At 62.3% G+C, this 25,669-nt stretch carries 22 protein-coding genes and 1 pseudogene; 7 read left to right on the forward strand and 16 right to left on the reverse strand.

The annotated features are described in order from the left end of the window. Window positions 1–251: 251 nt before the first annotated feature. The 5 genes from BTW08_RS01115 to BTW08_RS01135 all read right to left on the reverse strand — a co-directional run bounded on the left by BTW08_RS01115 (window position 252) and on the right by BTW08_RS01135 (window position 5,650). Window positions 252–1,238 (reverse strand): D-glycerate dehydrogenase, encoded by a 987-nt coding sequence (locus BTW08_RS01115; protein WP_075560658.1) that lies wholly within the window; start codon window positions 1,236–1,238, stop codon window positions 252–254. A gap of 250 nt (window positions 1,239–1,488) precedes the next feature. Next, window positions 1,489–2,127 (reverse strand): protein-methionine-sulfoxide reductase heme-binding subunit MsrQ, encoded by a 639-nt coding sequence (msrQ, locus tag BTW08_RS01120; RefSeq protein WP_075560659.1) that lies wholly within the window; start codon window positions 2,125–2,127, stop codon window positions 1,489–1,491. Continuing rightward, a complete protein-coding gene (gene msrP, locus BTW08_RS01125) occupies window positions 2,127–3,158 on the reverse strand; it encodes a protein-methionine-sulfoxide reductase catalytic subunit MsrP (protein ID WP_075560660.1) in 1,032 nt (343 codons plus the stop codon). The genes msrQ and msrP overlap by 1 nt, the downstream gene beginning before the upstream one ends. A gap of 167 nt (window positions 3,159–3,325) precedes the next feature. Then, the gene (locus BTW08_RS01130; RefSeq protein ID WP_075560661.1) at window positions 3,326–4,705 is read right to left on the reverse strand and encodes an SLC13 family permease; all 1,380 of its coding nucleotides are present in this window, start codon (window positions 4,703–4,705) and stop codon (window positions 3,326–3,328) included. Between the two features lie 75 nt (window positions 4,706–4,780). Next, window positions 4,781–5,650 carry an EamA family transporter gene (locus tag BTW08_RS01135; RefSeq protein ID WP_075560662.1) on the reverse strand — a complete coding sequence of 290 codons (870 nt, stop codon included), beginning with the start codon at window positions 5,648–5,650 and terminating at the stop codon, window positions 4,781–4,783. A 185-nt stretch (window positions 5,651–5,835) separates the two neighbouring features. Between BTW08_RS01135 and BTW08_RS01140 the strand changes: the two genes are divergently transcribed. Then, on the forward strand, window positions 5,836–6,660 hold the full coding sequence (locus BTW08_RS01140) for a sugar phosphate isomerase/epimerase family protein (protein ID WP_139313550.1): 825 nt from the start codon (window positions 5,836–5,838) through the stop codon (window positions 6,658–6,660). Window positions 6,661–6,699: 39 nt separating this feature from the next. On the opposite strand, the gene BTW08_RS01145 is transcribed toward BTW08_RS01140, so the two are convergent. From BTW08_RS01145 to BTW08_RS01175, 7 genes are all read right to left on the reverse strand, one after another. Beyond that, window positions 6,700–7,641, reverse strand: coding sequence for an AEC family transporter (locus BTW08_RS01145; protein ID WP_075560664.1), 942 nt, complete (start codon window positions 7,639–7,641; stop codon window positions 6,700–6,702). 138 nt (window positions 7,642–7,779) lie between these two features. Continuing rightward, window positions 7,780–9,279: a sodium:solute symporter family protein gene (locus BTW08_RS01150; RefSeq protein ID WP_075560665.1), complete on the reverse strand. Its 1,500-nt coding sequence runs from the start codon at window positions 9,277–9,279 to the stop codon at window positions 7,780–7,782. Between the two features lie 2 nt (window positions 9,280–9,281). Beyond that, window positions 9,282–9,518: a hypothetical protein gene (locus BTW08_RS01155; protein WP_075560666.1), complete on the reverse strand. Its 237-nt coding sequence runs from the start codon at window positions 9,516–9,518 to the stop codon at window positions 9,282–9,284. 228 nt (window positions 9,519–9,746) lie between these two features. Continuing rightward, window positions 9,747–11,048, reverse strand: coding sequence for a shikimate transporter (gene shiA / locus BTW08_RS01160; protein ID WP_075560667.1), 1,302 nt, complete (start codon window positions 11,046–11,048; stop codon window positions 9,747–9,749). A gap of 191 nt (window positions 11,049–11,239) precedes the next feature. Continuing rightward, window positions 11,240–12,286 (reverse strand): ABC transporter substrate-binding protein, encoded by a 1,047-nt coding sequence (locus BTW08_RS01165; RefSeq protein WP_075560668.1) that lies wholly within the window; start codon window positions 12,284–12,286, stop codon window positions 11,240–11,242. Then, a complete protein-coding gene (locus BTW08_RS01170; RefSeq protein ID WP_083627614.1) occupies window positions 12,283–13,716 on the reverse strand; it encodes a sensor histidine kinase in 1,434 nt (477 codons plus the stop codon). The genes BTW08_RS01165 and BTW08_RS01170 overlap by 4 nt, the downstream gene beginning before the upstream one ends. Beyond that, window positions 13,713–14,405 carry a response regulator transcription factor gene (locus BTW08_RS01175; protein WP_075560669.1) on the reverse strand — a complete coding sequence of 231 codons (693 nt, stop codon included), beginning with the start codon at window positions 14,403–14,405 and terminating at the stop codon, window positions 13,713–13,715. The genes BTW08_RS01170 and BTW08_RS01175 overlap by 4 nt, the downstream gene beginning before the upstream one ends. A 186-nt stretch (window positions 14,406–14,591) precedes the next feature. On the opposite strand from BTW08_RS01175, the gene BTW08_RS01180 reads away from it, so the two are divergent. Genes BTW08_RS01180 through BTW08_RS01190 form a run of 3 tightly spaced genes read left to right on the forward strand, consistent with a single transcriptional unit; the run spans window position 14,592 to window position 17,545 of the window. Continuing rightward, window positions 14,592–15,581: a tripartite tricarboxylate transporter substrate binding protein gene (locus tag BTW08_RS01180; RefSeq protein WP_075560670.1), complete on the forward strand. Its 990-nt coding sequence runs from the start codon at window positions 14,592–14,594 to the stop codon at window positions 15,579–15,581. Further along, on the forward strand, window positions 15,578–16,036 hold the full coding sequence (locus BTW08_RS01185) for a tripartite tricarboxylate transporter TctB family protein (RefSeq protein ID WP_075560671.1): 459 nt from the start codon (window positions 15,578–15,580) through the stop codon (window positions 16,034–16,036). The genes BTW08_RS01180 and BTW08_RS01185 overlap by 4 nt, the downstream gene beginning before the upstream one ends. Further along, window positions 16,037–17,545 (forward strand): tripartite tricarboxylate transporter permease, encoded by a 1,509-nt coding sequence (locus BTW08_RS01190; RefSeq protein ID WP_075560672.1) that lies wholly within the window; start codon window positions 16,037–16,039, stop codon window positions 17,543–17,545. A gap of 205 nt (window positions 17,546–17,750) precedes the next feature. Here BTW08_RS01190 and BTW08_RS01195 read toward each other — a convergent pair whose 3' ends face one another. Genes BTW08_RS01195 through BTW08_RS01205 form a run of 3 tightly spaced genes read right to left on the reverse strand, consistent with a single transcriptional unit; the run spans window position 17,751 to window position 22,679 of the window. Next, the gene (locus BTW08_RS01195) at window positions 17,751–18,875 is read right to left on the reverse strand and encodes an ABC transporter permease (RefSeq protein ID WP_075560673.1); all 1,125 of its coding nucleotides are present in this window, start codon (window positions 18,873–18,875) and stop codon (window positions 17,751–17,753) included. A 1-nt stretch (window position 18,876) separates the two neighbouring features. Then, window positions 18,877–21,612, reverse strand: a complete 2,736-nt coding sequence (gene rbbA / locus BTW08_RS01200; RefSeq protein ID WP_075560674.1) for a ribosome-associated ATPase/putative transporter RbbA — start codon at window positions 21,610–21,612, stop codon at window positions 18,877–18,879. Then, a complete protein-coding gene (locus BTW08_RS01205) occupies window positions 21,609–22,679 on the reverse strand; it encodes an HlyD family efflux transporter periplasmic adaptor subunit (RefSeq protein ID WP_075560675.1) in 1,071 nt (356 codons plus the stop codon). The genes rbbA and BTW08_RS01205 overlap by 4 nt, the downstream gene beginning before the upstream one ends. Before the next feature lie 338 nt (window positions 22,680–23,017). Between BTW08_RS01205 and BTW08_RS19310 the strand changes: the two are divergent. The 3 genes and pseudogenes from BTW08_RS19310 to BTW08_RS01215 all read left to right on the forward strand — a co-directional run. Next, window positions 23,018–23,160 (forward strand): annotated as a pseudogene (locus tag BTW08_RS19310) (transposase); the annotation flags it as partial. Window positions 23,161–23,176: 16 nt separating this feature from the next. Beyond that, window positions 23,177–23,344, forward strand: a complete 168-nt coding sequence (locus BTW08_RS01210; RefSeq protein WP_210403165.1) for a hypothetical protein — start codon at window positions 23,177–23,179, stop codon at window positions 23,342–23,344. 196 nt (window positions 23,345–23,540) lie between these two features. Continuing rightward, window positions 23,541–24,272 carry a transporter substrate-binding domain-containing protein gene (locus tag BTW08_RS01215; RefSeq protein ID WP_075560677.1) on the forward strand — a complete coding sequence of 244 codons (732 nt, stop codon included), beginning with the start codon at window positions 23,541–23,543 and terminating at the stop codon, window positions 24,270–24,272. A 196-nt stretch (window positions 24,273–24,468) separates the two neighbouring features. On the opposite strand, the gene adhP is transcribed toward BTW08_RS01215, so the two are convergent. Continuing rightward, window positions 24,469–25,515, reverse strand: a complete 1,047-nt coding sequence (adhP, locus tag BTW08_RS01220; protein ID WP_075560678.1) for an alcohol dehydrogenase AdhP — start codon at window positions 25,513–25,515, stop codon at window positions 24,469–24,471. Window positions 25,516–25,669: the final 154 nt, after the last annotated feature.

Below are 25,669 nucleotides of genomic sequence, written 5' to 3' on the forward strand. Positions count from 1 at the left end.
CCACAGTCATCCGTTTCTCCCCAGTGAGAGATCATGTAGATGCAACCTGCCAAACCCAGTACTACGATCACGATGGCTATTTTCATCACGTCCCCTTGGTGGCCATGGAAAAGACTCGATCAGCATAGCTTGAGTTCGCCGGAAGCCACTCGATAACTTGCCGCTCGGGGATACTATTCCTGAATCAGGAAGCCCGCGCTTCATGCTCGATCAATGGCGAAGTGCCGCTTTCGGGAAATAGAAAGGGCGCCTCAATTCAGTTTGTCGCCCCAGGCTTCCTCGTTGACCGGACTTAGCGGGCGCTTGCCATCCAGCGCCAGCATCATGTTGTCCACGGCACGCTGCGCCATGGCGGTACGGGTCTCATGCGTTGCCGAACCGATGTGCGGCAAGGCCACCACGTTGGGCATCCTGGGTAGCGGCGAATCGGACTGCAGCGGTTCCTGCTCGAACACATCGAGACCGGCGCCGCGAATCTGGCCGCTTTCGAGCGCCTTGATCATCGCCTGTTCGTCGACCACCTGGCCGCGGGAGATATTGATGAAGATGGCGCTTGCGCGCATCAGCTCGAATTCACGGGCGCCGATCAGCTGACGGGTTTCCGGGGTCAGCGGGACGATGGCGCAGACGAAGTCGGACTGTTGCAGCAGTTCGTCCAGTTCGCAGTGGCGGGCGCCCAGCTCCGCTTCCAGGTCCGGTTTGGGCGAGGCCTTGGCATAGAGGATCTTCATGCCGAAACCTAGCGCGCCGCGGCGGGCGATCGCCTGGCCGATACGCCCGAACCCGACCATGCCGAGCGTCTTGCCGTGCACGTCGCTGCCGAACTGTTCAGGGCCGATGCTCGACTTCCAGTCGCCACGTCTGACGTAGTCGGCCAGCTCCACCACTCGTCTGGCGCTCGCCATGATCAGCGAAAAACCGGTGTCGGCAGTGGTCTCGGTGAGTACGTCCGGCGTATTGCAGAGCAGAATGCCGCGGGTCGTCAGCTCATCCACCGGGTAGTTGTCCACACCTACCGAGATGCTGGCGATCGCTTCAAGATTGGGGGCGGCATCGAGCAGTTCCGGCGTCATGGTGACGCCCGCGCCGATCAGGCCGTGAGCTTGGCTCAGGGCTTCACGAAACGCCGGATCGTCTGGTGACTCGAGCTTGTCGAAGTAGTCGACATGAAATTGGCTGCGTAGCTGATCGAGCTGCTGGTCGTTGAGGCGACGATACGCCAGGATGCGCTTGTTCATGAAAGACTCTCCGGCTGAAGATCGTAATACCGCCGACGATGGCGCATCGCCAGCAAGGTAGGGGACGCACGAGCTTACCGACAAACCCGGCCTCCTGAGGCAATGATTCGACGAAAGTCTAGCGAAATACCCGACCCACCCCCGAGGCGTGAGGCGGTTTCGAGTCCAGGCCGCAATCGCTCAGGTCACAAGAGTGCAGGCCGCAAGCGCGCAGGCTGCAAGAGAGTGAAAGCCGCAAGAAAGTACGGGCTCAGGCGTGCGCGCGCCCGGGCCGCTTGAGCCGCTGGCGGAATTTCGGCAGCTGTCGGGCAATGGGCGGCAGGCGCAGAATCATCAGCAGGGCGCCGACAGCGGCATAGAGGCTCCACTGCTCCAGATCGGCACGGACCACCCACAGGAAGTGCAGCAGACCCAGACCCAGCACCAGATAGACGATCTTGTGCAGCGTCTTCCAGCGCTTGCCCAGCTTGCGCATCGACCATTTATTGGATGTCACGCCCATGATGATCAGCCCGGTGAGCGCCAGCATGCCGACGATGATGTAGGGGCGACGGACGATCTCGCTGCCGAGCCGGGACAGATCCAGCCCCAGAATGAAGACGGCATAGCAGAACAGGTGCAGCAACGCATAGGCCAGCGTCCACAGGCCGAGCTGACGGCGGATCAGATTGAAACCCTTCCAGCGCGTCAGCTTGGTCAGCGGGGTCAGGCTGAGCGTCAACAGCAGCATCCATAAAATGCCCTGGCCGATATTGAGCAACAGGTATTTGCCGGGTTCCGGCCCGGCGGCGTTGATCGCGACCTGCGAGCTCCACCAGGCCAGCGGCACCAGCGCAGCGATGAACACCGCGATGCGCCAGAGCGTCAGCGTATAGCGCGGCATCGACATTAAAAGTTCTTCCTCAGATCCATGCCCTGATAGAGGCTCGCGACCTCGTCGGCGTAGCCGTTGAACATTCGCGTATCGATGATGTTGGGATTGAACAGGCTGTTGGGCAGCCGGCGCTCGGTGGCCTGGCTCCAGCGCGGGTGGTCGACCTCGGGATTGACGTTGGCATAGAAGCCGTATTCGTCCGGGGCGATCGCCTGCCACGAGTTGACCGGCTGCTCTTCGACCAGCGAGATGCGCACGATCGACTTGATGCTCTTGAAGCCGTATTTCCACGGCACGATCAGCCGGAACGGAGCGCCGTTTTGGTTGGGCAGCTCGCGCCCGTACATGCCGAGCCCGAGAATCGCCAGCGGGTGCATCGCCTCGTCCATGCGCAGGCCTTCGGTGTAGGGCCAGTCGATCAGCGCGAACGAGGAGTCCTGCCCCGGCATCTGATCCGGTGCGACCAGCGTCTCGAACTTGACGTACTTGGCCTTCGAGGTCGGCTCGGCACGCTTGATGACGTCTCCCAGCGGGATCCCCAGCCACGGAATCACCATCGACCAGGCCTCGACGCAGCGCAGCCGATAGATGCGCTCCTGCAGTCGAGAGGGCTTGGCGATATCCTCGAGGTCGAATCGCCCGCCATTGTTGACCTCGCCGTCGATCACCACGCTCCACGGCTGGGTCTTGAGCGAGTCGGCGTTGCGCGCCGGGTCGCCCTTGCCGGTGCCGAATTCGTAGAAGTTGTTGTAGTGGGTGGCGTCATCGAACGGCGTCAGCTTGTCCAGCTGACGATCGGCTGGAACCACGCTGTCCCAATCGGCCTCTTTGAGCTTGGAGTCGAACCAGCCCGGCGGATTGCCTGCCGGTACGTCCTGATAGTCGGAAGCGGCGGCCTGGGCTCGCCCGGCCAGCGCCAGGCTAATACCCAGGCCCGCGCCGACGCCGGCCATACCACCCATGAAGCGACGGCGCGAGAGATAGACCGACTCCGGGGTGACGTCCGATTCGCGCAGGTCGCTGGGTTTGGCAATCTTGATCAACATGATGAGTCTCCAACCGCCCATAGTGGCATGTCGTGGATACGCTGGCAGCGCGCGGCTGGATGCGTGTTGCTCCGTCCGGTGCGTGCTGAGTCTTGCTATCTGAAACCCGTATGACGCTCAGTCTAGGTGATCTATTCCCTCGCCCTGTCAAAAAATCCGGGTCGCGCTCAGATCACGCCCAGCCACCGCCACCAGACGAAGTCCAACGGCCACAGCAGCAAGATGGTGATCAACGCCAGCGGCAACGTGATCCGCATGGCCTGGCGGATGCTCACGCCGGAGGTGATCAAGCCGATGATCAGCGGTGGCGACTGATAGGGAAACACCACGGTCGAGAAGCCGATGACCTGGGACATCACCACGGCCGACGGCGACCATCCGGTGACATCGGCCAGCTGTGGCGCCAGCGGCGTCATCACGGCGGGGACACCGGGCAGCGTGACCAGCATGCCCAGCACTGTGGCGATCACCGAGAGCCAGGCGAAGTTGCCGGCGGGCGCATCCGGCGACAGCGGCAGCACGTCGAGCAGCCGGCCGGCGATCGCCTCGCCCAATCCGCTCTCATGCGCCAGCGCGCCCAGGCTGACGATGCCGGCCACGTAGATGAATGGCTCGAGATTCATCTGCTGCAATGGCCGGGCCGGCAGCAGGCCGCTGCCGGGGAACAGGCAAGCCAACGCCACCACCATGCCGATCCAGGCCGGCGAGATGCCGTGCCAGGCATCGGTCATCCACATCAGCACAGCGAAAGCCAGCAGTGCTCCCATCATGGCGCCACCGCGGCCAAGCTTCGAGGGCGGCTCCGTCGAGAACGGCGATGGCGCCGCAGCGCGGAACTGCCACAGGATCATTCCCATGATCAGCACCCACTTGAGCAGCCCTAGAATCGGAAAGTGCAGCAGCAGATATTCGCCGTAGCTGGGCGAGAAGCCGAGCACGGCTTCGCTGGCGCCCATCAACACGTTGTTGGGCACGTTGGCCGGCAGGATCGTGAAAGTGGGCAAGAAGCTCGACATGATGCCGCTGAGCAGCACGCCGGTACGTCCGGGATTGTCGGCGGCGTAGCCGAACCGGTCGGCCAGCGTCAGCAGGATCGGCACCAGCAGCACGATCCGGCCCATCGCCGACGGCATGAAGAACGAAGCGATCAACCCCAGCAGACCTACGCCGACGACCGCCTGTGGATAACCTGACGCGAGATGAGGCCCGACTCTGGCGGCAACGCGCTCGCCCAGGCCGGTGTAATTGATCGCGGCGCCGATCACCATGCCCGAGAACACCAGCCAGGTCGCCGCCGATTCGAAGCCGGCGAACGCCGTCGACGCCGGCGCAACTTTCGCCACGGTGCACAGGGTGAAGAAGATCAGCGCGGTCAGCCATTGCGGCAGCCAGCCGGTCGCCCACAGGCCGATGCAGAGCACCACGACGATACCGGCCTGCAACACCGAGCCGTCGGCGCTGCCGAGCAACAGCCAGCCGAGAGCGCCCAGCAAGGCCAGCAGTGAAACCCCGTGGCGCCAGGGAAGAGCGGTAAGCGAAAATGACATCGCGACGAATCCAGAGACGAGCGAGACGGGAGTATACCAGCGCGTGATCCAGCCGCTGGTCCATCTCTTTCGGCGTCAGCGCTGCAGGCTCAGTAAGGTAATGGTAATCAGAATGATCGCCATGCCCGTCAGCTGCAGCGGAGCGAGCGTCTGCCCCAGCACGACGAAGCCGAACAGAGATGCCGTGACAGGCTCCACCATGGCGACCATCGAAGCCGCCGAGGGCGAAGTTCGTCTCAGCCCGGGCAAGTAGAGGTAAAAGGAGATACCCGCGCCGAACAGTCCCAATAACAGGAAACCATAGGCATCGTCGGTAAACGGCACTTTCTGCATCTGTCCGAAGTCGACAAACGCCAGCAACAGTAGCGTCAGTACCAGGAAGGCGATCGACAGCACCGCCTGAGCCGGCCCCTGGGCCCTGGCGTAGCGAAAGCCGAAGATGAACAGTGCATAGGACAGCCCCGAGAGCAGGCCGCAGGCGATGCCCCAGACCGAAACCTGGCCCGTGCCGCTGCGCAGGATATCGGTCAGCAGCACGATACCGACCATCACTGCGGCGATCGAGGCCCATTTCTTCCCTGTCGGTTTTTCCAGCCCACAGGCGAAGGACACCAGAAAAACGAACAGCGGTGCGGTGTACATCAAGGTGGCGGCAATCGCCACGTTGGCGTTCGAGATGCTCAGGAAGTAGAAGGTGAAGTTGCCGGCCACGCCAAGGCCCGCGACCACCGACCAGGCGACGAGTCGCCAGCCGAAACGCAGGTTGCGCAATGGATGGACGACGAACCAGGCCAGCATGCAGACCAGGCCGATCGCGCCGCGGTAGAACGATATCAGGTAAGGGTCCCAACCTTGCTGCATTAACAGACTCGCCAGGCCGCCGGATATCCCCCAGAACATCGCTGCCAACGTGATAAAGAGCGTTCCCTTCAGTGATCCTGACATAATGCAGCGGCCTCCCTGGCCAAGATCGGTATCTGTCGTTGTCGTTCCAGGCCATCCGGACCCGACCAACGACCGTGCGGTCAGCGTAGATGATGTATCGAATGCATGGCCTCGTTATCGTTTTCTTCTAGGCTAAAGACTCGGGCGAATAGTGCGATGGCGCGCATCGAAAGGGAGGGACGTGTGTGAAACCGGTGACGAAGACTTCGATGGCGACGCTGTGCCTGAGCGGCGAGATGATGAACAAGCTCGAGGCGATCGCACGAGCCGGGTTCGAGGGCGTGGAGATATTCGTCGACGATCTGCAGTCGAGTGGCTTGTCGCCGCGAGCCGTCGGCGATCGCTGCCGCGAGCTAGGCTTGACCGTGGTGGCGCTACAACCGTTTCGCGACGCCGAGGCGCTGCCGTCAGATCTGCACCGAAAAATGCTCGACGACGCCAACCGTCAGTTCGATACGCTGGCCGATCTCGGTGGGAGCTTTCTGCTTGCCTGCAGCACGACGCGGGAGGACGCCTCGAACGATCCTTCACGCGCTGCCGAGACCCTGAACGATCTGGCGATGCTGGCCGCCGAGCGGGAGATGCGCGTGGGCTATGAAGCGCTGGCGTGGGGGCGCCACGTCTTCGATTATCGCGATGCCTGGCAGATCGTTCAGCAGGCCGATCATCCCGCGCTCTCCCTCGTGCTGGACAGCTATCACATCCTCGCTCGCGAGCTCGAACTGGAAACCCTCGCCACCATCCCCGGCGACAGGATCGGTCTGGTACAGCTCGCCGATTCGCCCCTGCCGCGGGGGCAGGATCTGCAATCGCTGAGCCGGCATCGGCGGGCGTTTCCCGGCGACGGCGAATTACCCCTCGAACGCTTTCTGACGGCGCTCGATCAGACCGGATATCAGGGGCCGCTGTCGCTTGAGATCTTCAGCGATGCACTCGCCGTCATGCCAACGGGAATGGCCGCGCTTCAGGGCAAGCACGCGCTGGAGTCGTTGCGGACATCGAAAAAATAGAAAAATGGACAAACGGAAGAACACAGAAACTGGCGCGCTTTACATCAGCCACAGATGGCTGAGCCAGATTCCCAATGCCAGTGTCAGCGCCGACAGTATCGTCGCCATCACCATCGCCGCCGTGCCCAGCTCGCCGAAACCGTAGCGCTGGCCGAGCAGCGGATACATGGAGAGCATCGGGGCGCAGGCAAAGATGATGGCGGCGGTGGCGAACACCGGATCGAGCCCGGGGATCAGCAGTACCATCAGCAGTATGCAGAGCGGGTGCAGGGAGAGCTTGGCGAGCGCGATCCGGGTCACACGCCTGACCATGCCACGCACGCGCAGACCGCACAGCGTGCCGCCGATGACGAACAGTGCCACCGGCGAGGATGAAGCGGCGAGCATTTCCAGCACCCGGGCAATCGGGGCCGGTGGATGCAGCTCCAGCGCGGCGAGCAGCGTGCCCACGGCGATGGCGATGATCAGCGGATGGCGCAGGATGCGTAGCGCGACCGGTTTCGCCGTCTTCCACACGCCGCCCTGGGCCTGGCGGCCGAGCTCGGCGAGTATCAGCGCCGTGGGAATCACCAGCAGATTCTCGATCAGCATGTTGAGCGCCAAGGCAATGCCTGCCGTGGGGCCGACCACCAGCACCGCCACCGGATAGCCGATGAAGCCGCTGTTGGAGGCCGACGTGCCGAGCGCATACATCGCCCGTCGCTCCAGCGGCGCGTTGCCGCGCAGCGTTACCATGCTGAAGGTGATGGCGAAGGCGAGCCCGGAACCCAGTCCGTAGACCAGCAGATAGGGCACGTTGAAGACCTCGCCCAGCGGGCGCTGGAGCAGTGCCTGGATGACCAGTGCGGGCAGGGCGATATTGATCACGTATCGCCCCATCCCCTGGATATGGGCCTTGTCGACGACACGTTTGAGCACGGCCAGATAGCCGATGCCCAGCAGGATGAAGATGGGAACGATGGCGCCAAAGATGGTATTCACGAAGCTCGGATCACTGCGAATTAGACTTATGCCTAATAGCATGAGCCCCGGACGGGCCTCCGGCAAGTGGATTCACTCGCACGGTGCCCGCCATCCGCGATCAGCCATCCGCCATCGGCGATTAGCGGAGTTCCTTGCTCAGCGCTGCCAGCCGATGACCTCGATCGCGCGCTGGCGATGCGCTTCCGTTACCTGACTGACCAGACTTCCACCGACGCACAGCACCAGATTCAGCAACAGCCCCCATAGACCGCTGTAGACGCCCAGCGGGCGCAAGCCAGCGAAGGTAAAGGCGGCGGCGAGTACGGTGCCGGCGAGCATGCCGATGAACACTGCCTGGGTATTGAGCCGGCTCCAGTAGAGGCCGAGAATCAACGCTGGCGCGGTCTGGATCAACACCTCGAACTTGAGCACGAAGATCTGATACAGCGTGCCCGGCGGATACCAGGCGATCAGCACCAGCACGATGACCGCGGCGACCCCGACCAGCTTGCCCACCAGGATCTTGCGTGATTCCTCGGCGTTCGGCGCGATGTAACGTCCGTAAAGATCGTTGGAGATGATCGAGGAGAACGTCAGCAGTACCGAATCGGCGGTCGACACGATCGCGGCGATCACGCCACCGAACAGCAGCACCATCGCCCAGTAGAAAAAGTCGTTCTGGTTGGCGAGCGCGTTGGCCATCATTCCCACCAGCTGTTCGGATTCTGCGGTGGTCAGATCGGGGAAGGCGGAGATGCCGATGATCCCGACCATGAACACCACCCCGGCAGTCAGAAACGGCATATAGGCCATGCGAATGAAAGAGCGCTTGAGCGTGCGCTCGCTGCGTGCCGCGAAAATTCGTTGGAAGGCATGCGGATAGATCGCCGCACCGATACCGACCAGCACCAGCAGGCAGAACCAGGTGGTGAGGCTTCCTCCGGTCGGCGCGCCGAGTTTCTGCGGGGCCTCGGCGATCATTGTCTCGGCCGCCGTGGGTAGCCCGCCGAGGTAGATCAGCGATCCGATCAGCAAGGTGAACACGCCGAACAGCAGGGCGATGCCCTGGATCGTGTCGGTGTAGGCCACCGAGCGCATCCCACCCAGCCAGCTGTAGGCGACCATGATCACGATGAAGAACACCACGCCGACCTGATAGGGAATCGTGCCGCCGGTCAGACCGGAGACGCCCTGGCCGATGGCGACGAACTGTTCGAGCAGATAATTGCCCAGCCCGTAAAGCATCAGGATCGCGGCCAGGATCGTGACCTTTTTCGAGCGGAAGCGCAGATCGATCCAGTCCACCGGCGTCAGCAGGTTGAAGCGTCGGCCCAGCGCATAGAGCCTGGGCGCGAACAGCAGATAGACCATGATGATCATGATGAAAAACGGCACCGAGACCAGATACTGATAGCCGAGTCGATAGGCCGTCGGGGGATAGCCGACCACGGTATTGCCGCTGTACTGGGTGGCGAAAAAGGTGAAGAACAGCACCATGACGCCGAGGCCGCGCCCGCCCAGATAGTACTCGTCGAGACTCTCGCGAACGCCTCGATTGCGCAGGAAGGCATAGACGCCAACGGCCAGCATCAGACCGCCGTAAAGCGCCAGCACCAGAATGCCGGACCACCCGCTGAAGGCCAGTTCCACTTCCATCGTCACAGCTCCTCGTCTTCGTCGGCGCCGGTTTCCCACTGGGTCATCACTACCCAGGTAATGAAGATCGACAAGGCAAGCGAGGCCAGCAGGATGATCAGCGCCCAGTAGGGAACGCCGAAGACCAGCGGCGACCAGGAACCGGCGGGGAAATACCAGGGATTGATCAAGGCAAAGAGAATGACGAAGCCGATCCAGACCAGCGGTTTCCTGACCGGCTCACTGATGTTTTTCTTCATGGAGGCACCTCGGTAGCGTGCGCGATGGCAGGACGAATTCGGCACAATAGACCGAAAAATGCCACAGGCGGCGAGCGAGGAGACTATAGCCATCCGTGGCGACGGATGGCCATTATCGTTTGGCAAAGCGGGGCTTCGTCTATGGCGAAGATGTGCGACATTGGTCGCAAATAATGTCGTTTGAAAAGACCGTGCTGCCCGAGCAACGGACGATCGATCGCCGTACCGCTATCGACTTCTCAGCATCCAGGCGGCGCCCACGGCAGAAATCAGGCAGCCGGCGGCCAGATAGATCGCGACGGGAGTCCAGCTGCCGTCATAGAGATCGACCAGGGCGGCGGCAATGAACGGGGTGAAGCCGCCGCCGATCACGCTGGCGACCTGATAGCCGACTCCGGCACCGCTGTAACGGTAGGCGGTGCCGAACAGCTCGGCGAAAATCGGCTGCTGTACGCTGACTACCATGTCGTGAGCGAGGTTGGCGAGCGCCACGGCGAAGATCACGATCCACAGGATCGAACCGGCCTGCAGCGCCATGAAGAACGGGAAGGCGGCCAGCACGCCGACGATGGCGCCGGTGATGTAGACGCGCCGACGCCCCAGCGTATCCGCCAGGAACGCGAACAACGGGATGGTGACGCAGCTGATCGCGCCGACCAGCAGCCCGATATGCAGAAACAGATCCCGCGACAGATCGAGATAGCCGGTGGAGTAGCTCAACGCGAAAGTGGTCACGATATACATCGTGAACAGTTCGGCCAGACGCATGGCGATGATGGTCCCGAAGGCGCCGGGATGGCGTTTGAGCGCCTCGATGATCGGTGGCCTGGCCGGCTTCTGGTCATTGCGTTCGACCGCTTCGACGAACTCCGGTGACTCCTCCAGGCTGGAACGGATCTTCAGCGCCACCAGCACCAGCACCACGCTGAACAGAAACGGCAGGCGCCAGCCCCAGGCCGTGAAGTCGGCATCGCTCAGCCAGTAGCTGAGCAGCGAAATGCTGCCGGTGGCCAGAATCAGGCCCACGCCGTAACCCACCTGCACGCCGCTGGAGTAGAACGCGCGTCGGCCTTTGGGTGCACTTTCCACGGCCATCAACGCCGCGCCGCCCCATTCGCCGCCGACGGCAAACCCCTGGATCGCGCGCAACGTCACCAGCAGAATCGGCGCCCACACGCCGATCTGGGCGTAGGTCGGGAGCAGGCCGATCAGCGCCGTCGCGCCGCCCATCAGAATGACCGTCAGGATCAGCATGCGCTTGCGACCCAGTCGATCGCCGTAATGACCGAAAACTAGCCCGCCCAGCGGGCGAAACAGAAAGCCGACGCCGAAGGTTGCCAGCGCCGCCAGCGTGCCGGCCGCCGGGCTGACATTGGGAAAGAACTGCGAATTGAAGACCAGCGCGGCGACGATGCCGTAGAGCAGGAAGTCGTACCAGTCGACCACGGCACCCACGAAGCTGCCGATGGCGGCGCGTCGGGCCTGGCTTGTCGAGTGGGCTGGGGTGGTGGTCGTTGCGTCTACGCTCATCCGGAACTCTCGGTCGTCGGTGTCTTTATATCGAGGCGTGTCGACAGGGTGTGGCATCGACACGTTGGTGGCGCCGTATCTTACGTCATTGAAGGAAGAGACACAGGTTCAAACCTGAACCGTGATGCCCGCGTGCTCGTTAGCTTCCCTTCCGACGTCTCTGATTCCGACATCTCTTATTCCGCCAGCTTTCATTCCGACAGGATCTGAATCTCCCGATCCCAACGGCGTAGGAACGCCTGCCGGCGCAGCGGATCGACGAAGGCGAGCAGCGTGGCGTTGATCGGAATCGGGTAGAGATGGTCGCCGACCTGATCGCGCAGCCGCTGGGCGGTGTAGGGGCCGATGACGTCGTCGCGGACGCTGAACAGCGGGGTCTGGCCGGCGAGAATGTGCTGGCCGCGTCGGCTCAGCAGAAAGCGGACGAAACGCTTGGCCGCCGCCGGATGTGGCGCGTCGCGATGGATGAATGCCATGCGCATCAGTACCAGCGAGTAGTCGTTGGGGACCTGGACGATGATGTCGGGATGGGTCTGGGCCCAGAGCAGTGCATAGGAGCCCAGCAGGTTGTAGCCGAGCCAGTAGCGGCCGTCGCTGAGCCCTTCCAGCATGCGCTGGGTGGTGGTTTCGAGCTGTACGTCGGCCGCGCCCATGGCGGCGATCAGATCCCACATTCGCGGCGTGTAGCGGGCGTCCTGTTGAAGCAGTGTGTAGCCGACCCCGCTGTCGCGCGGCGAATAGCTGACCACGCGACCATCGAGCCACTGGCGATAGTGGGTCAGCAGGTCGAGCAGGTCGCGGTGGGTCTCTGGTGGCGGCATGTGCGAGGCCAGTTCGAGGCGATAGGCCATCACCACGGGTTCGAATGTGAAGCCGAAGACTTCGTTGCGCCATTTCGCCCAGGCAGGCCATTGATCGACCTCCGGCGCCTCTAGCGGCTGGGCCATGCCTTCGTTGCTCAGCGCCAGTTGCCACGGCATCGCCGAGCTGATCACCACGTCCGGCGGCGAATCGTGATCCCGGGCGCGCTGGTCGACTTCCAGCGTCGAGCGGTCGCGATAGTCGAGATCGATCTGCGGATTCTCGGCGGCGAAGGCGGCCAGCACCGGTTCGACGATCTGACGATCCAGCGCGGCTTCGATGATCAGCCTTTCATCCGCCTGGGCTATGTCAACGCCGCCGACAACGAGCCATAGCCACAGGCATGAACCCAGGCCAACGTGAAGGCGTCTGTTCATGTCACGCTCCCCTCGGGTGGCCGACAGCGCGGCAATGTCAGAGAAACCTTGAGTCCTCGAGGCTCGCGGTTGGTGACCGTCAACCGGCTGCCATGGCGTAACCCGATGGAATCGGCGATGGCCAGGCCGAGCCCGGAGCCGCGGGTATCCTGGCGTCTTCCGCGCTCGAACGGCTGAGTCAGACGGGCGAGTGATTCGGGATCGACGCCGGGACCATCGTCCTCGATGGCCAGCGTCACCCGCTTGGCGGCGCCGTTGGGGCCATCATCTTCATCGTTGCTGAGCCTCAGCGTGATTTCGCTGCCGGGCGGCGTATAGCGACAGGCGTTGTCGATCAGGTTGTTGAGCAGTTCGTGCAGCGCCCAGCGTTCCCCTTCGACCCAGATCGGGGTGGGCAGGTCGATGGCCAGCCCGAGGTCATGCTCGCGACTGTCCTGACGATCGGCCCAGTCGGTGGCGACTTCCCGCAGCAGTTGATCCAGTGCCAGCGGTTCACGCTCGTGCCCGGGGCCCAGATGTTGCAGTCGGGTCAGGCTCAGCATCTGGCCGGCCAGGCGGCTGGTGCGCTCGGCGCTGTCGTGGACGGTATTCAACGCCTGATACCAGCTGTCCGGGTCACGGCTGGTCAGCGCCAGCTCACTGGTGCTCTGGAGTCCCGCCAGCGGCGTCTTGAGCTGATGCGAGGCATCGGCGATGAAGCGCAGCAGGGCATCGCGCTGATCGCGCTGATCGGCGAATAGCCGGTTGAGGGTTTCGACCAGCTCCTGCATCTCGCGGGGCACGCCGAGGGTCAACGGGCTGATGTCATCGGCGCGCCGGCTACGCAGCGCCTGACGGAGACGACGCAGCGGCGCCAGCATGGTGCGCATGGCGATGGCCACCAGCGCCGCGGTGATCAGCACCATCGCGGCGAAGCGGGTGGCACTCTTGCGAAACAGCTCCTGCGCCAGCAGGTCGCGGCCGCGCCGGGTATGACCCACCCACAGCTGCACCGGCTCCTGGGTGTCCCAGCCGGCGGAATCCACCTTGCGGCCACTGAGACGAATCGGCCGGCCATCGTAGACGGCATCGAGATAGACCGGCTGATGGCGGGCCTGCTCCTGCATGGCGGCGGTGATGGGCAGATCGGCGTTTTGTGTAATCGAGACCCCGTTATCCGCCTGCAGCCAGTAGAACACCCGCTCCTGCCAGCGGGTGGCGAGGATCTGCAGCGCCGACGCCGGCATTTCCAGGGTCGGCTTCCCTTCCGGCCACTGCAGCGACTCGGCGATGGTCAGGCTGGCGGCCTCCAGTTGGCCGTCCAATGCGCGATCCGCGGCCTTGCGGGCGCTGGTGTAGGCCTCGATCAACAACAGCGTGCCGAGGCCGGCGATGATCACGATCAGCCAGAGCGTCAGACGTCGCTTGAGCGAGGTGCGCGGTGAAATCACTCGCGCCGCGCCTCGTCGAACGTCTCCCGAGAGGCTTCGAGCCGATAGCCCAGCCCGCGCAGCGTGCGGATCGACAGGCCGGACCCCGCCAGACGCTTGCGCAGCCGGCTGACGTAAACGTCCAGGGCGTTGGCGCCCACCGCATCGAAGCCGAACAGCCGGTTTTCCAGCGCCTCGCGCTGAACGATTCGCCCGGCATTGAGCATCAGCGCTTCCAGCAGGCTGAATTCCCGCCTTGGCAGGTCCAGCGAAGTGTCGTTCAACCAGGTGCTGGCCGAGCGGGTATCCAGCACCAGCGCACCGAAGCGCACGCTGTTATCGAGCCGCTGCTGGCTGCGACGCAGCAGGGCGCGAACCCGCGCTTCCAGCTCGGTGATCGAGAACGGCTTGGCAAGATAGTCGTCGGCGCCGAGGTCCAGCCCGCGCACGCGATCCTCGAGGGCGTCCCGTGCCGTCAAGATCATCACCGGCGTGGGGTCGGCATGGGCACGTAACCATTCGAGCACGCCGAGACCGCTGCCATCCGGCAGGCCCAGGTCGAGCAGGACCAGATCGAAGCGACCCTGGCGCAGCGCCTGGATGGCATCGTCGACGCGAGACAGGGCATCGACGGTGTAGCCGTGGCGGGTCATCGCCTGGGTCAGCGAGCGCGACAGCAGCGGGTCATCCTCGATCACGAGCAGGTGCATGGCGGTGTCTCGGCGTCATCGAGCTCTTGTCGTATGCGACTAATGTCCTATGCGACAAAGGTTTAGATGACAGGTTGATGAAAGGTTAGCGCTCTAGCATCGCGCTGTCGGTAGGCAAAGCCGGCCCGAGTCCGGTGCCCGCCATGAGCTTTGCGAGCATAACAACCCAGGTAGGAGACGCACAGCATGCCAAACTCTCGAATCATTCCTCGCTGGCTGGTCGCCGTCGTGACTGGCGGCGCGCTGCTGGCCGGCGCCGTCCAGGCCCAGGCCAAGCCCCCCGAATGTATCGCACCGGCCAAGCCGGGCGGCGGTTACGATCTGACCTGTCGTCTGGCTGCCAATGGCCTGCAGGAGGCCAAGCTGATCGACGAGCCGATGATGGTCAGCTACATGCCCGGCGGCATCGGTGCCGTGGCCTATAACCATTTGACCGGCGTGCGCGACGACGATCCCAACCTGATCGTGGCCGCCAGCACCGGCGCCGCACTCAATCTGGCGCTGGGCAAGTTCGGTCAGCAGCACAAGGTCGACGACGTGCGCTGGCTGGGCGCGCTGGGTGTCGACTACGGCGCCGTGGTGGTGCGCAAGGATGCGCCGTGGAACAACCTCGACGAGCTGATGAAGGCGATGAAGAAGGATCCCTCCAGCGTGGTGATCGGCGCCGGCGGCACGATCGGTAGCCAGGACTGGATGAAGGCCGCGCTGATGGCCAAGGCCGACAATGTCGATCCGCGCAAGCTGCGTTACGTCTCCTTCGAGGGCGGCGGCGAAGCGCTGGCGGCACTGCTGGGCGAGCACATCCAGGTCTTCACCGGCGATCTGGCCGAGCTCAAGCCGCAGCTCGACAGCGGCGAGATCCGGATTCTGGCGGCGCTGTCCGAAGAGCGCATGGGCGGACCTTACGCCGATATCCCGACTGCCAAGGAGCAGGGTTACGACGTCGAATGGCCGATCTGGCGCGGTTACTACATGGGCCCCAATGTCAGCGACGAAGCCTATCAGCAGTGGGCTGATCGTCTGCGCGAACTGAATGACACCGACAGCTTCAAGAAGCTGCGCGAGGGTCGCGGACTGTTCCCGATGTCCAAGTTCGGTGACGACTTCCATCAGTATGTGAAGCAGCAAGTCAGCGACTTCGAACAGCTCGCCAAGGAAGTGGGTCTGACCCAATGAAACTCGCCGCCGACCGAATCCTGAGTTTGCTGTTGCTCGGTCTGGCGGCGTTCGTCGCCGTCCAGGCCTGGCAGCTGCAGGTGCCTTTCAGCTACGACCCGCTGGGGCCGAAGGCCGTCCCGCTGATGTTGGCGGGGCTGCTGGCGATTCTGGCCGTCGTGCTGTTCGTTCGCCCCGGCGCCAGTGGTGAATGGCCGACCGGCGCGCTGCTGCTGCGCCTCGTGTTCACCATGGCGGTGCTGGGCTTCTACGCGGCGCTGTTCATCAATCTGGGCTTTTTAGTGACGACGGCGCTGGTCAGCATCGTCATCGCCTGGCTGTTCGGGGCGACGCCGGTGAAGGCGGTCGTCGGCGGTCTGCTGCTGGCGTTGGGCAGTTATCTGCTATTTACCTACGGACTGGGAATCTCGCTGCCGACCGGTAGCTGGATCGAGCCGCTGCTGGGGAGCGACTGAATGTTCGATTTTCTGATCCAGGGCTTCGGTGTCGCCCTGACGCCGCTCAATCTGGGGCTGGCGTTCCTGGGCGCGCTGCTGGGGACGCTGTTCGGCGCGCTGCCGGGCATCGGCCCGATCAACGGCATCGCCATTCTGATGCCGCTGGCCTACACGCTGGGTCTGCCGGCCGAATCTGCGCTCATCCTGCTGGCCGGTATCTACACCGGTTCCGAGTACGGCGGGCGGATGTCGAGCATCCTGCTCAACGTGCCCGGCGATGCCGGTGCGGTGATGACCACGCTGGACGGCCATCCGCTGGCCAAGAAGGGCCTGGCTGGGCCGGCGCTGGGCCTGTCGGCGGTCAGCTCGTTCATCGGCGCGACCGTGGCGATCGTCGGTTTGACCCTGTTCGCGCCGCTGCTGGCGGTCGTCGCGGTCAAGTTCGGGCCCGCGGAATTCTTCGCGCTGATGATCTTCGCCTTCGCTTCGATGTCCGCGATGATGGGCAAGGATCCGCTCAAGACCCTGATCGGTGCCGTGCTCGGCGTGCTGATCTCCACCGTCGGCGTCGACTCCGGCACCGGCGTGCTGCGCTTCACCTTCGACATGCCCGAGCTCTACGACGGCATCGATTTCGTGGTGATGATCATCGGCCTGTTCGCGGTCAGCGAGATACTGCTGATGCTCGAGCACGCCTTCCGCCATGACCAGGACGGCGAAATGGCGCCGATCGGCCGAGTCATGGTCAAGATGAGCGAAGTGATGTACTGCAAGTGGGCGATCCTGCGTTCCAGCGTGATCGGCTTCGTCATTGGCGTGCTGCCGGGCACCGGCGCCTCGGTCGCCAGCGCCGTGGCCTACACCACCGAAAAACGCATCAGTGACCGCGACAATACGTTCGGCACCGGGGACATGCGCGGTCTGGCCGCGCCGGAAGCCGCCAACAACGCCTCCGCCGCCGGCTCTTTCGTGCCGATGCTGACGTTGGGCATTCCCGGCTCGGGCACCACGGCGATCCTGTTGGGCGCGCTGATGCTCTACAACATCAACCCCGGCCCGATGATGTTCCGCGAACAACCGGTGGTGGTGGGCTGTCTGATCGCCTCGCTCTATATCGGCAACGTCATGCTGCTGCTGTTGAACCTGCCGCTGGCCGGCGTGTTCGCCCGCGTGTTGCAGGTGCCGCGCTGGATCCTGGTGCCCAGCGTGGCGATCCTCGCCTTCGTCGGCGTCTATCAGCTGCATTCCGACCTGATGGCGATCTACCTGATGCTGGTCATCGGCGTATTCGGCTATCTACTTCGCAAGTTCGGCTTCTCGCTGGCGCCGGTAGTGCTGGGCTTCGTGCTGGGCGGGCTGATGGAAGAGAACCTGCGCCGGGCGCTGTCGATCAGCGGCGGCGATGTCGCGATCCTGTTCCAGTCGAGCCTGTCGATCGGGCTATGGATCGCCGCCGCGCTGGTGGTATTGGTGCCGATGTTCGCGGGTAAGCTCAAGGCGAAATTGCTGCCGGCGAAAGTTGCCTGACGTGAACTGCACTCTGAAAGTTGGATACCCATCCAACCTTCGGGGTGTTTTTCATAGAGAAATACGACGCGAGCTTCAATGCAGGTTGTTCAGCAATGTTTGCGCAAGGACACCAGTCAAGCCGTCATCTAGTGCCTAGAGAGTCCGGATCGATTCTGTATTGTTATCCACCGCTTGCAGCGGTGGGGCTTAATACAGATAACTCTCAGGACATCTGCGCCAGCGTCTTGCGAAAGCGCAGCAGCGCGCCGGTAAAAAACAACCCACCGATGGCGATGATTGCCAAGAACTGTGGCCACACGGTGGCGAACCCCGCACCGCGGTAGAGAATCGCCTGGGCCAGATCGACAAAGTGGGTAGTGGGCGCCACCAGCATGATCTGCTGCACCAGCTCAGGCATGCTCTCACGCGGTGTGGTCCCCCCCGAGAGGATCTGTAGCGGGATCAGCACCAGAATGATCAATAGGCCCAGTTGCGGCATCGAGCGGGCGATGGTGCCAAAGAAGATGCCCATCGACGTGGTGGCGAACAGGTGCAGCAGTGCACCACAGAGAAACAGCGGCAGTGAGCCGGCAATCGGCACCTGCAGCCAGCCTTGCACCACCAGCAGCAGCGAAAGCGCGGTGGCCAGCAGCACGACCAGGCCCATCGACCAGACCTTGGCCAGCATAATTTCGGGTGGTGTCACCGGCATGACCAGCAGGTGCTCGATGGTGCCATGCTCGCGCTCGCGGATAAGCGCGGCGCCAGTGAGAATGATCGACAGCATGGTGATCTGGTTGATCACCTCCATCACCGAGCCGAACCAGCTGCGCGTCAAGTTTGGGTTGAATGCTACGCGGATGGCCACCTCCGCCTGCTGCGGCAGGTCTGCGCGATAGCGCCGTAAGAATGCACTGACCTCCTCGGCACCAATCACCTGGATATAGCCGGCACCAGTGAAGGCCATGCTCACCTGCGTGGCATCGACATTGAGCTGGATCGCCGGGCTGTGCCCGGCGAGTACGTCGCGCTGGAAGTCCGGCGGAATATTGAGGGTAAAGGTGTACTGCCCGGAGTCCATGCCGTGATCCATCTGGTCCAGCTCAATAAGCTGCGGAGGTCGAAAGAACGGTGGCTGGAAGGCATCGATCAACCGTGCAGAGAGTGGTGAACGGTCTTCGTCAACCACCGCAATCGAGGCGTTGTGCAGGCTTTCCGGCATGCTGGTGGCCGCGGTAACGATCCCCAGGCTAAAGGCCCAGATTATCAACAGCAGCAGTGCGGGGTCGCGCTGCAGGCTGCGCAGCTCCTTGAGCCCCAGGTGAAAGATGTTCGCCAGTTGCTCCATGTCAGGCCTCCTGCTTTTTCAGCAAGCTGGTACACAATGCCAACAGAACGGGAATGGTCACCAGCAAGGCAATGAAGTAGCTGTACAGCTCAGCGAAACCAAGTGCCTTGGAAAACACCCCGCGGCTGATGGTGAGAAAGTGCGACGTGGGATACACCTGGCCGACCACAGCGCCAAAGCCCTCCAGTGACGCTACTGGGTAGATCAATCCGGAGAACTGGATGGCCGGGATCAGGGTAACGATGGCCGTACCGAAAACCGCGGCGATCTGGCTGCGGGTGAAGGTCGACATCAACAATCCCATGGCTGTGGCGCAGCTGATGTACAGCAGACCGCCAACCATCAAGGCCAGTAGGCTGCCCTTGAGCGGCACATCGAATACCCACACCGCGGCTATCACCAGCAGAACGAAATTGAGCATGCCCAGGGCGATATACGGCAGTTGCTTGCCAAGTAGGAACTCCAGGCGAGTGACCGGCGTGACATACAGGTTGATGATCGACCCCAACTCTTTTTCGCGCACCACGCCGAGGGCTGTGAGCATCGCCGGAATCAGCATCAGCAACAGCGGGATTACGGCCGGCACCATGGCATTCAGGCTTTCCACGTCCGGGTTGTAGCGGTAGCGCACTTCCAGGGTTGGCAGGGTGCTCGCAGTTGCCGCGCTGTCCTGCCGGGCCATCTCCTGCAAGTAGCCGGCATGCAAGCCCGTCACATAACCCCGGATGGTTTCAGCGCGCATCGGCATGGCGCCATCGAGCCACATACCCACCTGGGGTACAGCGCCACGTTTGAGGTCGCGACCAAAGTTGGGCGGGATTTCCACCGCCAGGCTGATCTCGCCACTGCGCATGCGGCGGTCCAACTCATCGTAATCGTGCAGCGGCGCTTGCTCGATGAAATAGCGAGAACCGGCCAGATTGAGCGCGTAAGCCTGGCTGGTGGTGGTCTGGTCGCGGTCGAGCACGGCGTAGGTCAGGTTCTCGACGTCCAGGCTGATGCCATAGCCGATGATAAACAGCAGCAGCAGAGTACCAAGCAACGCCATGCCGCCGCGAATCGGGTCACGGCGCAGCTCCAGGGTTTCGCGGCGGGTGTAGCTAAACAGGCGTAACAGGCTGAACCGTTTACGCTTTAGCGTTTTCGCCGCTGTCCCTGGCGTAGCCTCTGTTGCTTCGGGGGCTGGTACTTGCGCCTGTTCGCCAACGGCATCCTGTAAGTAGGCAATAAAGGTGGCTTCCAGGCTGGGCAGGCCGCGCTTGGTCATCAGTGCCTTAGGCGTGTCGCTGGCGAGCACTTTGCCGGCGTGCATCAAGGAGATACGGTCGCAGCGCAATGCCTCATTCATAAAGTGGGTGGAGATGAAAATGGTCACCCCGTCATTGCGTGAGAGATCGAGCATCAGCTGCCAGAACAGGTCACGGGCAATCGGATCGACACCTGATGTGGGTTCGTCGAGGATGAGTATTTCTGGCTTGTGGATGACCGCTACAGCCAGTGAGAGACGCTGGCGAATGCCCAGTGGTAGGCGCTCGGGCAGCTCCTCCATGACGCCACCCAGGCTGAAACGCTCAGCCATGGCCGTCACCCGCGCCGCGATCTCCGTGGCCGGTACGTGAAACAGCTGCGCGTGCAGAACCAGGTTCTGTCGCACGCTCAACTCGGCGTACAGCGAGAATGACTGCGACATATAGCCAACCCGCTTGCGTGTCGCCATGTCATTGGCGTCTACGGTTTGGCCGAACAACAGGGCTTCACCCGAGCTGGCCTGCAGCAAGCCGGTGAGCATCTTCATGGTGGTGGTTTTGCCGCAGCCATTGGAGCCGAGAAAGCCGAAAATCTCCCCGCGCTCGATGCGAAAGTCGACGCTGTCGACCGCGACAAAATCGCCGAAGCGCATGGTCAGGCCACGGGTTTCGATGGCGATTTCCTGATTACCACTGGGCCGCGGCAAGACCACCAACTGCTTATGCGCGCTGCGCTTGGCTTCCGGCAACAGCGCGATAAAGGCCTGTTCCAGGCTTTCGCAGCCAGTCGAGGCCAGCAGCTCCTCCGGGCTGCCGGTGGCCAGCACAGCGCCGTCGTCCATGGCCAGTAGATGATCGAAGCGCTCGGCTTCCTCCATGTAAGCAGTGGCGACCAACACACTCATCTGTGGGCGCTGCTGGCGAATGCGTTCGATCAGCTCCCAGAACTGGTTGCGCGACAGCGGATCGACGCCGGTGGTCGGTTCGTCGAGGATCAGCAAGTCAGGATCGTGGATCAGTGCGCAACACAGCCCAAGCTTTTGCTTCATGCCGCCGGACAGCTTGCCCGCTGGCCGCTCGCCAAACTCGCTGAGCCCGGTGCTACGCAGCAGTTCGGTAATGCGGGTTTTGCGCTCCGATTCAGCCTGGCCGAACAGGCGGGCGAAGAAGTCCAGGTTCTCGATCACCGAGAGCGTCGGGTAGAGGTTCTTGCCCAACCCCTGGGGCATATAGGCGATGAGCGGGCAGACTTGCCGGCGATGGTCACGGCTGGCCATGTCGCCGCCAAGCACTTCGATTTGCCCGCTCTGGATTTTACGGGCGCCGGCAATCAAGGCGAGCAGGCTGGATTTACCCACCCCGTCGGGGCCGATCAAACCGACCATGCTACGCGCGGGAATTTCCAGGCTGACGGCGTTGAGCGCGCAGGTTTTACCGTACTGCAGGCTGACCTCATGCAACTGCGCGACGGGTGCTGCAGGCGCGCTCACTGCGGAACCTTGATCGCCAGGTGTTCAGGCCACTCGACCTGTGGGTCGAGGCGCAGGTATGCGACTCCAGGCACCCCGGTTTTGACCTGGGTAAGATGCTGCTGCAATAGCTGAGGATCCAGTCGCGCCTTGACCCGGAACATCAGCTTTTCGCGCTCGCTGGCGGTTTCCACAGTTTTCGGGGTGAACTGGGCGACGCTGGCCACATAGCTGACCTCGGCCGGGATCACATACTGGGGTATGGCATCAATCACCAGACGCACCTCTGCTCCCAAGGCGACCCGGCCGGCCTGCTGCTCGGGCAGGAAAAAGGTCATGTAGACATCACTCAGATCGACCAGATTGAGCACCTTGCCGCCCGCCCCTATCACTTCACCCGGCTCGGCGATGCGGTATTGCACTCGCCCCGTGCGTGGTGCCTTGAGTTGGCTGTCCTCGATATCGATCTGTAAACGCTCGACACTGGCCTCGGCTGCCTCCACGGCGGACAACGCTTCAATCACCTGGGACTGAGCAGCGGCAATCCCCGCTTCAGCCGAAATAACCTGGGACTGGGCAGCGGCCAGCGCCGCCTGGGTGCTTTGCAGGTGGGCAAGATCATCATCCAGCTGTTGCTGCGCCATGACATTGCGCTTGACCAGAATGGCGCTGCGGGCATGACGCTTTTGCGCGGCAGAGACTTCCGCCTGCCGTTGGCGAACGATGGCCTCAGCGGTCACTTTCTCGCTCTCACGCAGGCGTACCTGGGCACTGGCTGTCAGTTGGCTGTTCTGGGCCTGGCGCATTTGCGCCTGAGCCTGAAGTACTTGCGCCTGCAGCACCTGGGTGTCCATGCGCGCAATCACCTGCCCGGCCCTAACGAACTCGCCCTCCTCGACCTCGATACTGGCGATACGCCCTGCCAGCTTGCTGGCCGCATCGACATCGGTGGCTTCGATCCGGCCATTGCCGCTGGCAAAACCGTCGCCCAAGCCCGTGGGGCGCAAGGTGTACCAGAGACCGGCAGCGATAATGGCCACAATGGCGACGCTGACGGCGGGGAAGATCCATTTACGGCTGACTGACATAATGACATTGAGTCTCTAAACAGAGGAGTTGGGTTCCGCGGTACTCCGCGTCTGACCGCTCGAGCTACGTTTGCTTGAAGCGGCTCAAACGTTGCCGCATGTTGCTGTTTTCGGCGCACACTCCAGCTTTGCCCTCGCCATTCCGCGCCACCGTGACATCACCGCCGCCGGCCGCAGTGACCAGCGGAACAGTGTTACAACGATTGTTTGGGCAGTCGGTTCGCTAGCGCACCTACACCGGCTGGCAACGCAGTTGCACATAGTGTTTGTCTGTAGTGGTTCACTAAAACCGGACACCCATTTAGGTAGTATCGACGCCACCCAAGTAGAGGTGATCCATGGCAAGACAACGTCTTTCCTTTTCTACCGAGTTCAAACGAGCAGCGGCCGGGCTCGTATCGACCAGGGATACTCGGTCGCTGAAGCATCCCGCGCCGTCGATGTCGGCAAAACGCCTTTGAGACGCTGGATAGATCAGCTCCTTGGTGGGCGGGCTGATGGAAGAGAACCTTCGCCGGGCGCTGTCGATCAGCGGTGGCGACGTCGCCATCCTGTTCCAGTCGAGCCTGTCGATCGGGCTATGGATCGCCGCCGCGCTGGTGGTGCTGGTGCCGATGTTCGCCGGCAAGCTCAAGGCGGAGTTTCTGCCGGCCAAGGTCTCCTGATACCGATACCCAGGATAGTGCGGCAAGTATTCGACGGCCCCGCCATGGCGGGGCCGTCGTCATTGAACCGGAGGTGTTGCCGTCGGAGACGCCTTCAAAAGCCGATGTCACGAGATTCAGTGCTCGCGCTGGCACCGACTCCGGCTATAGTCCGGATAGCCCAACTTGCGGCGATGCTGATCACTGGGAGCAACCGATGAGCGATGACAGGTCTGCGGTAATCGAAGCGCTGGCACCGCATGGGCGACTGCTTGTCGCCATCAACTACGGCAATATCGTACTCGCGCAGCGCGGCGAGGACGGCGAGCCTTCCGGCGTCTCGGTGGCGCTGGCGCGAGCGCTGGCATCGGAGCTCGACGTGGCGATCGAGTTCGCCACCTTCGAGGGTGCGGGCGACGTGTTCGCGGCGATCGATGACGACGCCTGGCGAATCGGCTTTCTCGCCCGTGATCCGGTGCGCGCCGAGAAAATCCACTTTACAGCTCCTTACGTGATCATCGAAGGCACCTACCTGGTGCCGGAAACCGCGCCGTTTCAGGCAGTCGAAGAGCTGGACCAGGATGGCATTAGGATCGCGGTGGGCAAGGGGGCGGCCTACGATCTTTACCTGACTCGCGCATTGCAGAAGGCCAGTTTGGTACGTTCCGCTACCTCGGCGGCGGCGATCGAGCTATTCGTCGAGAGCCAACTGGATGCCGCCGCCGGTGTGCGTCAGCCACTCGCGGCCTATGCCGCGTCGAATCCCGGTTATCGTGTTTTGCCAGGGCGCTTCACCGCCATCGAGCAATGCATGGCGGTGCCCAAGCCGCAGGCTTCGGACGCCGTCATCCGCTACGTCGAGGATTTTCTCACTCGCATGAAGCAGCAGGGAGTAGTGAAGCACGCGTTGGCGGAAAGCGGTCAGGACGAGACGCAGGCGGCGGATTGAGCTAAACGCCGTCATGGAAACAAATGACACCAAATAGAGTCGTGGTGTCGACCTTGATGAATTGATACAGAGTTGGCGTTAGTCTGCGTTCTTCTCGGCAAGGCTCCAGTAAAAATGACAGCTGTGCGCAACATTCTGAATGGAACGAAGACCACAGGTGGTGCCATGGGGGGCCGCAAAGCCCCTTTCGACCATATCAACTCATTGACGCCGATTTCGAAAAGTCGATCACGACTCTTGACGGTACATCTCCATTTTCCAATCGTTTAAAGACGTCATTGATGGCGGATAAAGGCTGTAATTCGACATCCGCCCTGACTTTACCTTCAGCCGCGAAAGCCAGTGTCTCGGCCATGTCTTGGCGTGTGCCAACAAACGATCCCCGGATGGTGATGCAGTTAGCGACAACATCGAACAGAGGGGTTGGAAAGTCACCGGGTGGCAAACCGACTAGCACGCAAGTGCCACGTTTGCGTGTCATGGCGATGCCTTGGTTAAAGGCGGTCAACGATGGGGCAGTAATCAATACGCCATGTGCGCCGCCGCCGGTTGCCTTTATCACGGCTTCGACGGCATCTGGTTGCTTGGCGTTGACCACGGCATCGGCGCCGAGCTGGGTAGCATGTTCCAGCTTCTTGTCGTCGATATCGACCGCACAAACATGTAAACCAAGTGCCTTGGCGTATTGCACGCCGAGATGACCGAGACCGCCAATACCCGAGATGGCAATCCACTCACCGGGCTTCGCATCCGTTTCCTTGATGCCCTTGTAGGTGGTGACACCGGCGCAGATGAGAGGGGCGGCCTCTATGGCTGACAGGCCGGCAGGAATATGGGCCACATAATTGGGGTCTGCAAGAATGTATTCGGCGAAGCCGCCATTCCTGGTATAGCCACCAAATTCGGCTTCTCCACACACGGTTTCCCACGCGGCCAAGCAATGCTCGCAGTGTCCGCAGGCGGAATAGAGCCATGGGACGCCAACGCGATCCCCCTCTTTCACTGCGCTGACGCCAGTCCCCAGTGCAACCACAATGCCGATGCCTTCGTGACCAGGGATGAAGGGCGGAGTGGGTTTCAGCGGCCAGTCGCCGCGAGCGGCATGTAGATCGGTGTGGCAAACACCGCAGGCCTCTGTCTTGACCAGAATCTGTCCGGGGCCCGGCGCAGGGATTTCGATATTTTGAACGACGAGGTCCTGGCCGAATTGTTCGACAATGGCTGCTCGCATTTTTTTAGTCATGATCTAGTTCCTTGGTGAAGATGTATTTTGGACTGAATTACTTGGTCGTTCTTATGAGTCCCGATGCTTCACTCAGTTGCTGTAATTACTCTGCATTCTTTTGGGAGCATGATTAATTTTGGGAGGCTATAACTCTCGATATAGGTGCCGCAGA

The organism is Salinicola sp. MH3R3-1 (genome assembly GCF_001937155.1).
Lineage (GTDB): Bacteria > Pseudomonadota > Gammaproteobacteria > Pseudomonadales > Halomonadaceae > Salinicola > Salinicola halophyticus.

Coding starts and splice junctions, on each gene's coding strand:
- shiA (WP_075560667.1), bottom strand. CDS start 11,048: ATGAGCGTAGACGCAACGACCACCACCCCAGCCCACTCGACAAGCCAG.
- BTW08_RS01150 (WP_075560665.1), bottom strand. CDS start 9,279: ATGGAAGTGGAACTGGCCTTCAGCGGGTGGTCCGGCATTCTGGTGCTG.
- BTW08_RS01215 (WP_075560677.1), top strand. CDS start 23,541: ATGAGCGATGACAGGTCTGCGGTAATCGAAGCGCTGGCACCGCATGGG.
- BTW08_RS01155 (WP_075560666.1), bottom strand. CDS start 9,518: ATGAAGAAAAACATCAGTGAGCCGGTCAGGAAACCGCTGGTCTGGATC.
- BTW08_RS01190 (WP_075560672.1), top strand. CDS start 16,037: ATGTTCGATTTTCTGATCCAGGGCTTCGGTGTCGCCCTGACGCCGCTC.
- msrP (WP_075560660.1), bottom strand. CDS start 3,158: ATGTTGATCAAGATTGCCAAACCCAGCGACCTGCGCGAATCGGACGTC.
- BTW08_RS01115 (WP_075560658.1), bottom strand. CDS start 1,238: ATGAACAAGCGCATCCTGGCGTATCGTCGCCTCAACGACCAGCAGCTC.
- BTW08_RS01180 (WP_075560670.1), top strand. CDS start 14,592: ATGCCAAACTCTCGAATCATTCCTCGCTGGCTGGTCGCCGTCGTGACT.
- BTW08_RS01195 (WP_075560673.1), bottom strand. CDS start 18,875: ATGGAGCAACTGGCGAACATCTTTCACCTGGGGCTCAAGGAGCTGCGC.
- msrQ (WP_075560659.1), bottom strand. CDS start 2,127: ATGTCGATGCCGCGCTATACGCTGACGCTCTGGCGCATCGCGGTGTTC.
- BTW08_RS01210 (WP_210403165.1), top strand. CDS start 23,177: ATGGAAGAGAACCTTCGCCGGGCGCTGTCGATCAGCGGTGGCGACGTC.
- BTW08_RS01130 (WP_075560661.1), bottom strand. CDS start 4,705: ATGTCATTTTCGCTTACCGCTCTTCCCTGGCGCCACGGGGTTTCACTG.
- BTW08_RS01175 (WP_075560669.1), bottom strand. CDS start 14,405: ATGCACCTGCTCGTGATCGAGGATGACCCGCTGCTGTCGCGCTCGCTG.
- BTW08_RS01135 (WP_075560662.1), bottom strand. CDS start 5,650: ATGTCAGGATCACTGAAGGGAACGCTCTTTATCACGTTGGCAGCGATG.
- BTW08_RS01165 (WP_075560668.1), bottom strand. CDS start 12,286: ATGAACAGACGCCTTCACGTTGGCCTGGGTTCATGCCTGTGGCTATGG.
- BTW08_RS01185 (WP_075560671.1), top strand. CDS start 15,578: ATGAAACTCGCCGCCGACCGAATCCTGAGTTTGCTGTTGCTCGGTCTG.
- adhP (WP_075560678.1), bottom strand. CDS start 25,515: ATGACTAAAAAAATGCGAGCAGCCATTGTCGAACAATTCGGCCAGGAC.
- BTW08_RS01205 (WP_075560675.1), bottom strand. CDS start 22,679: ATGTCAGTCAGCCGTAAATGGATCTTCCCCGCCGTCAGCGTCGCCATT.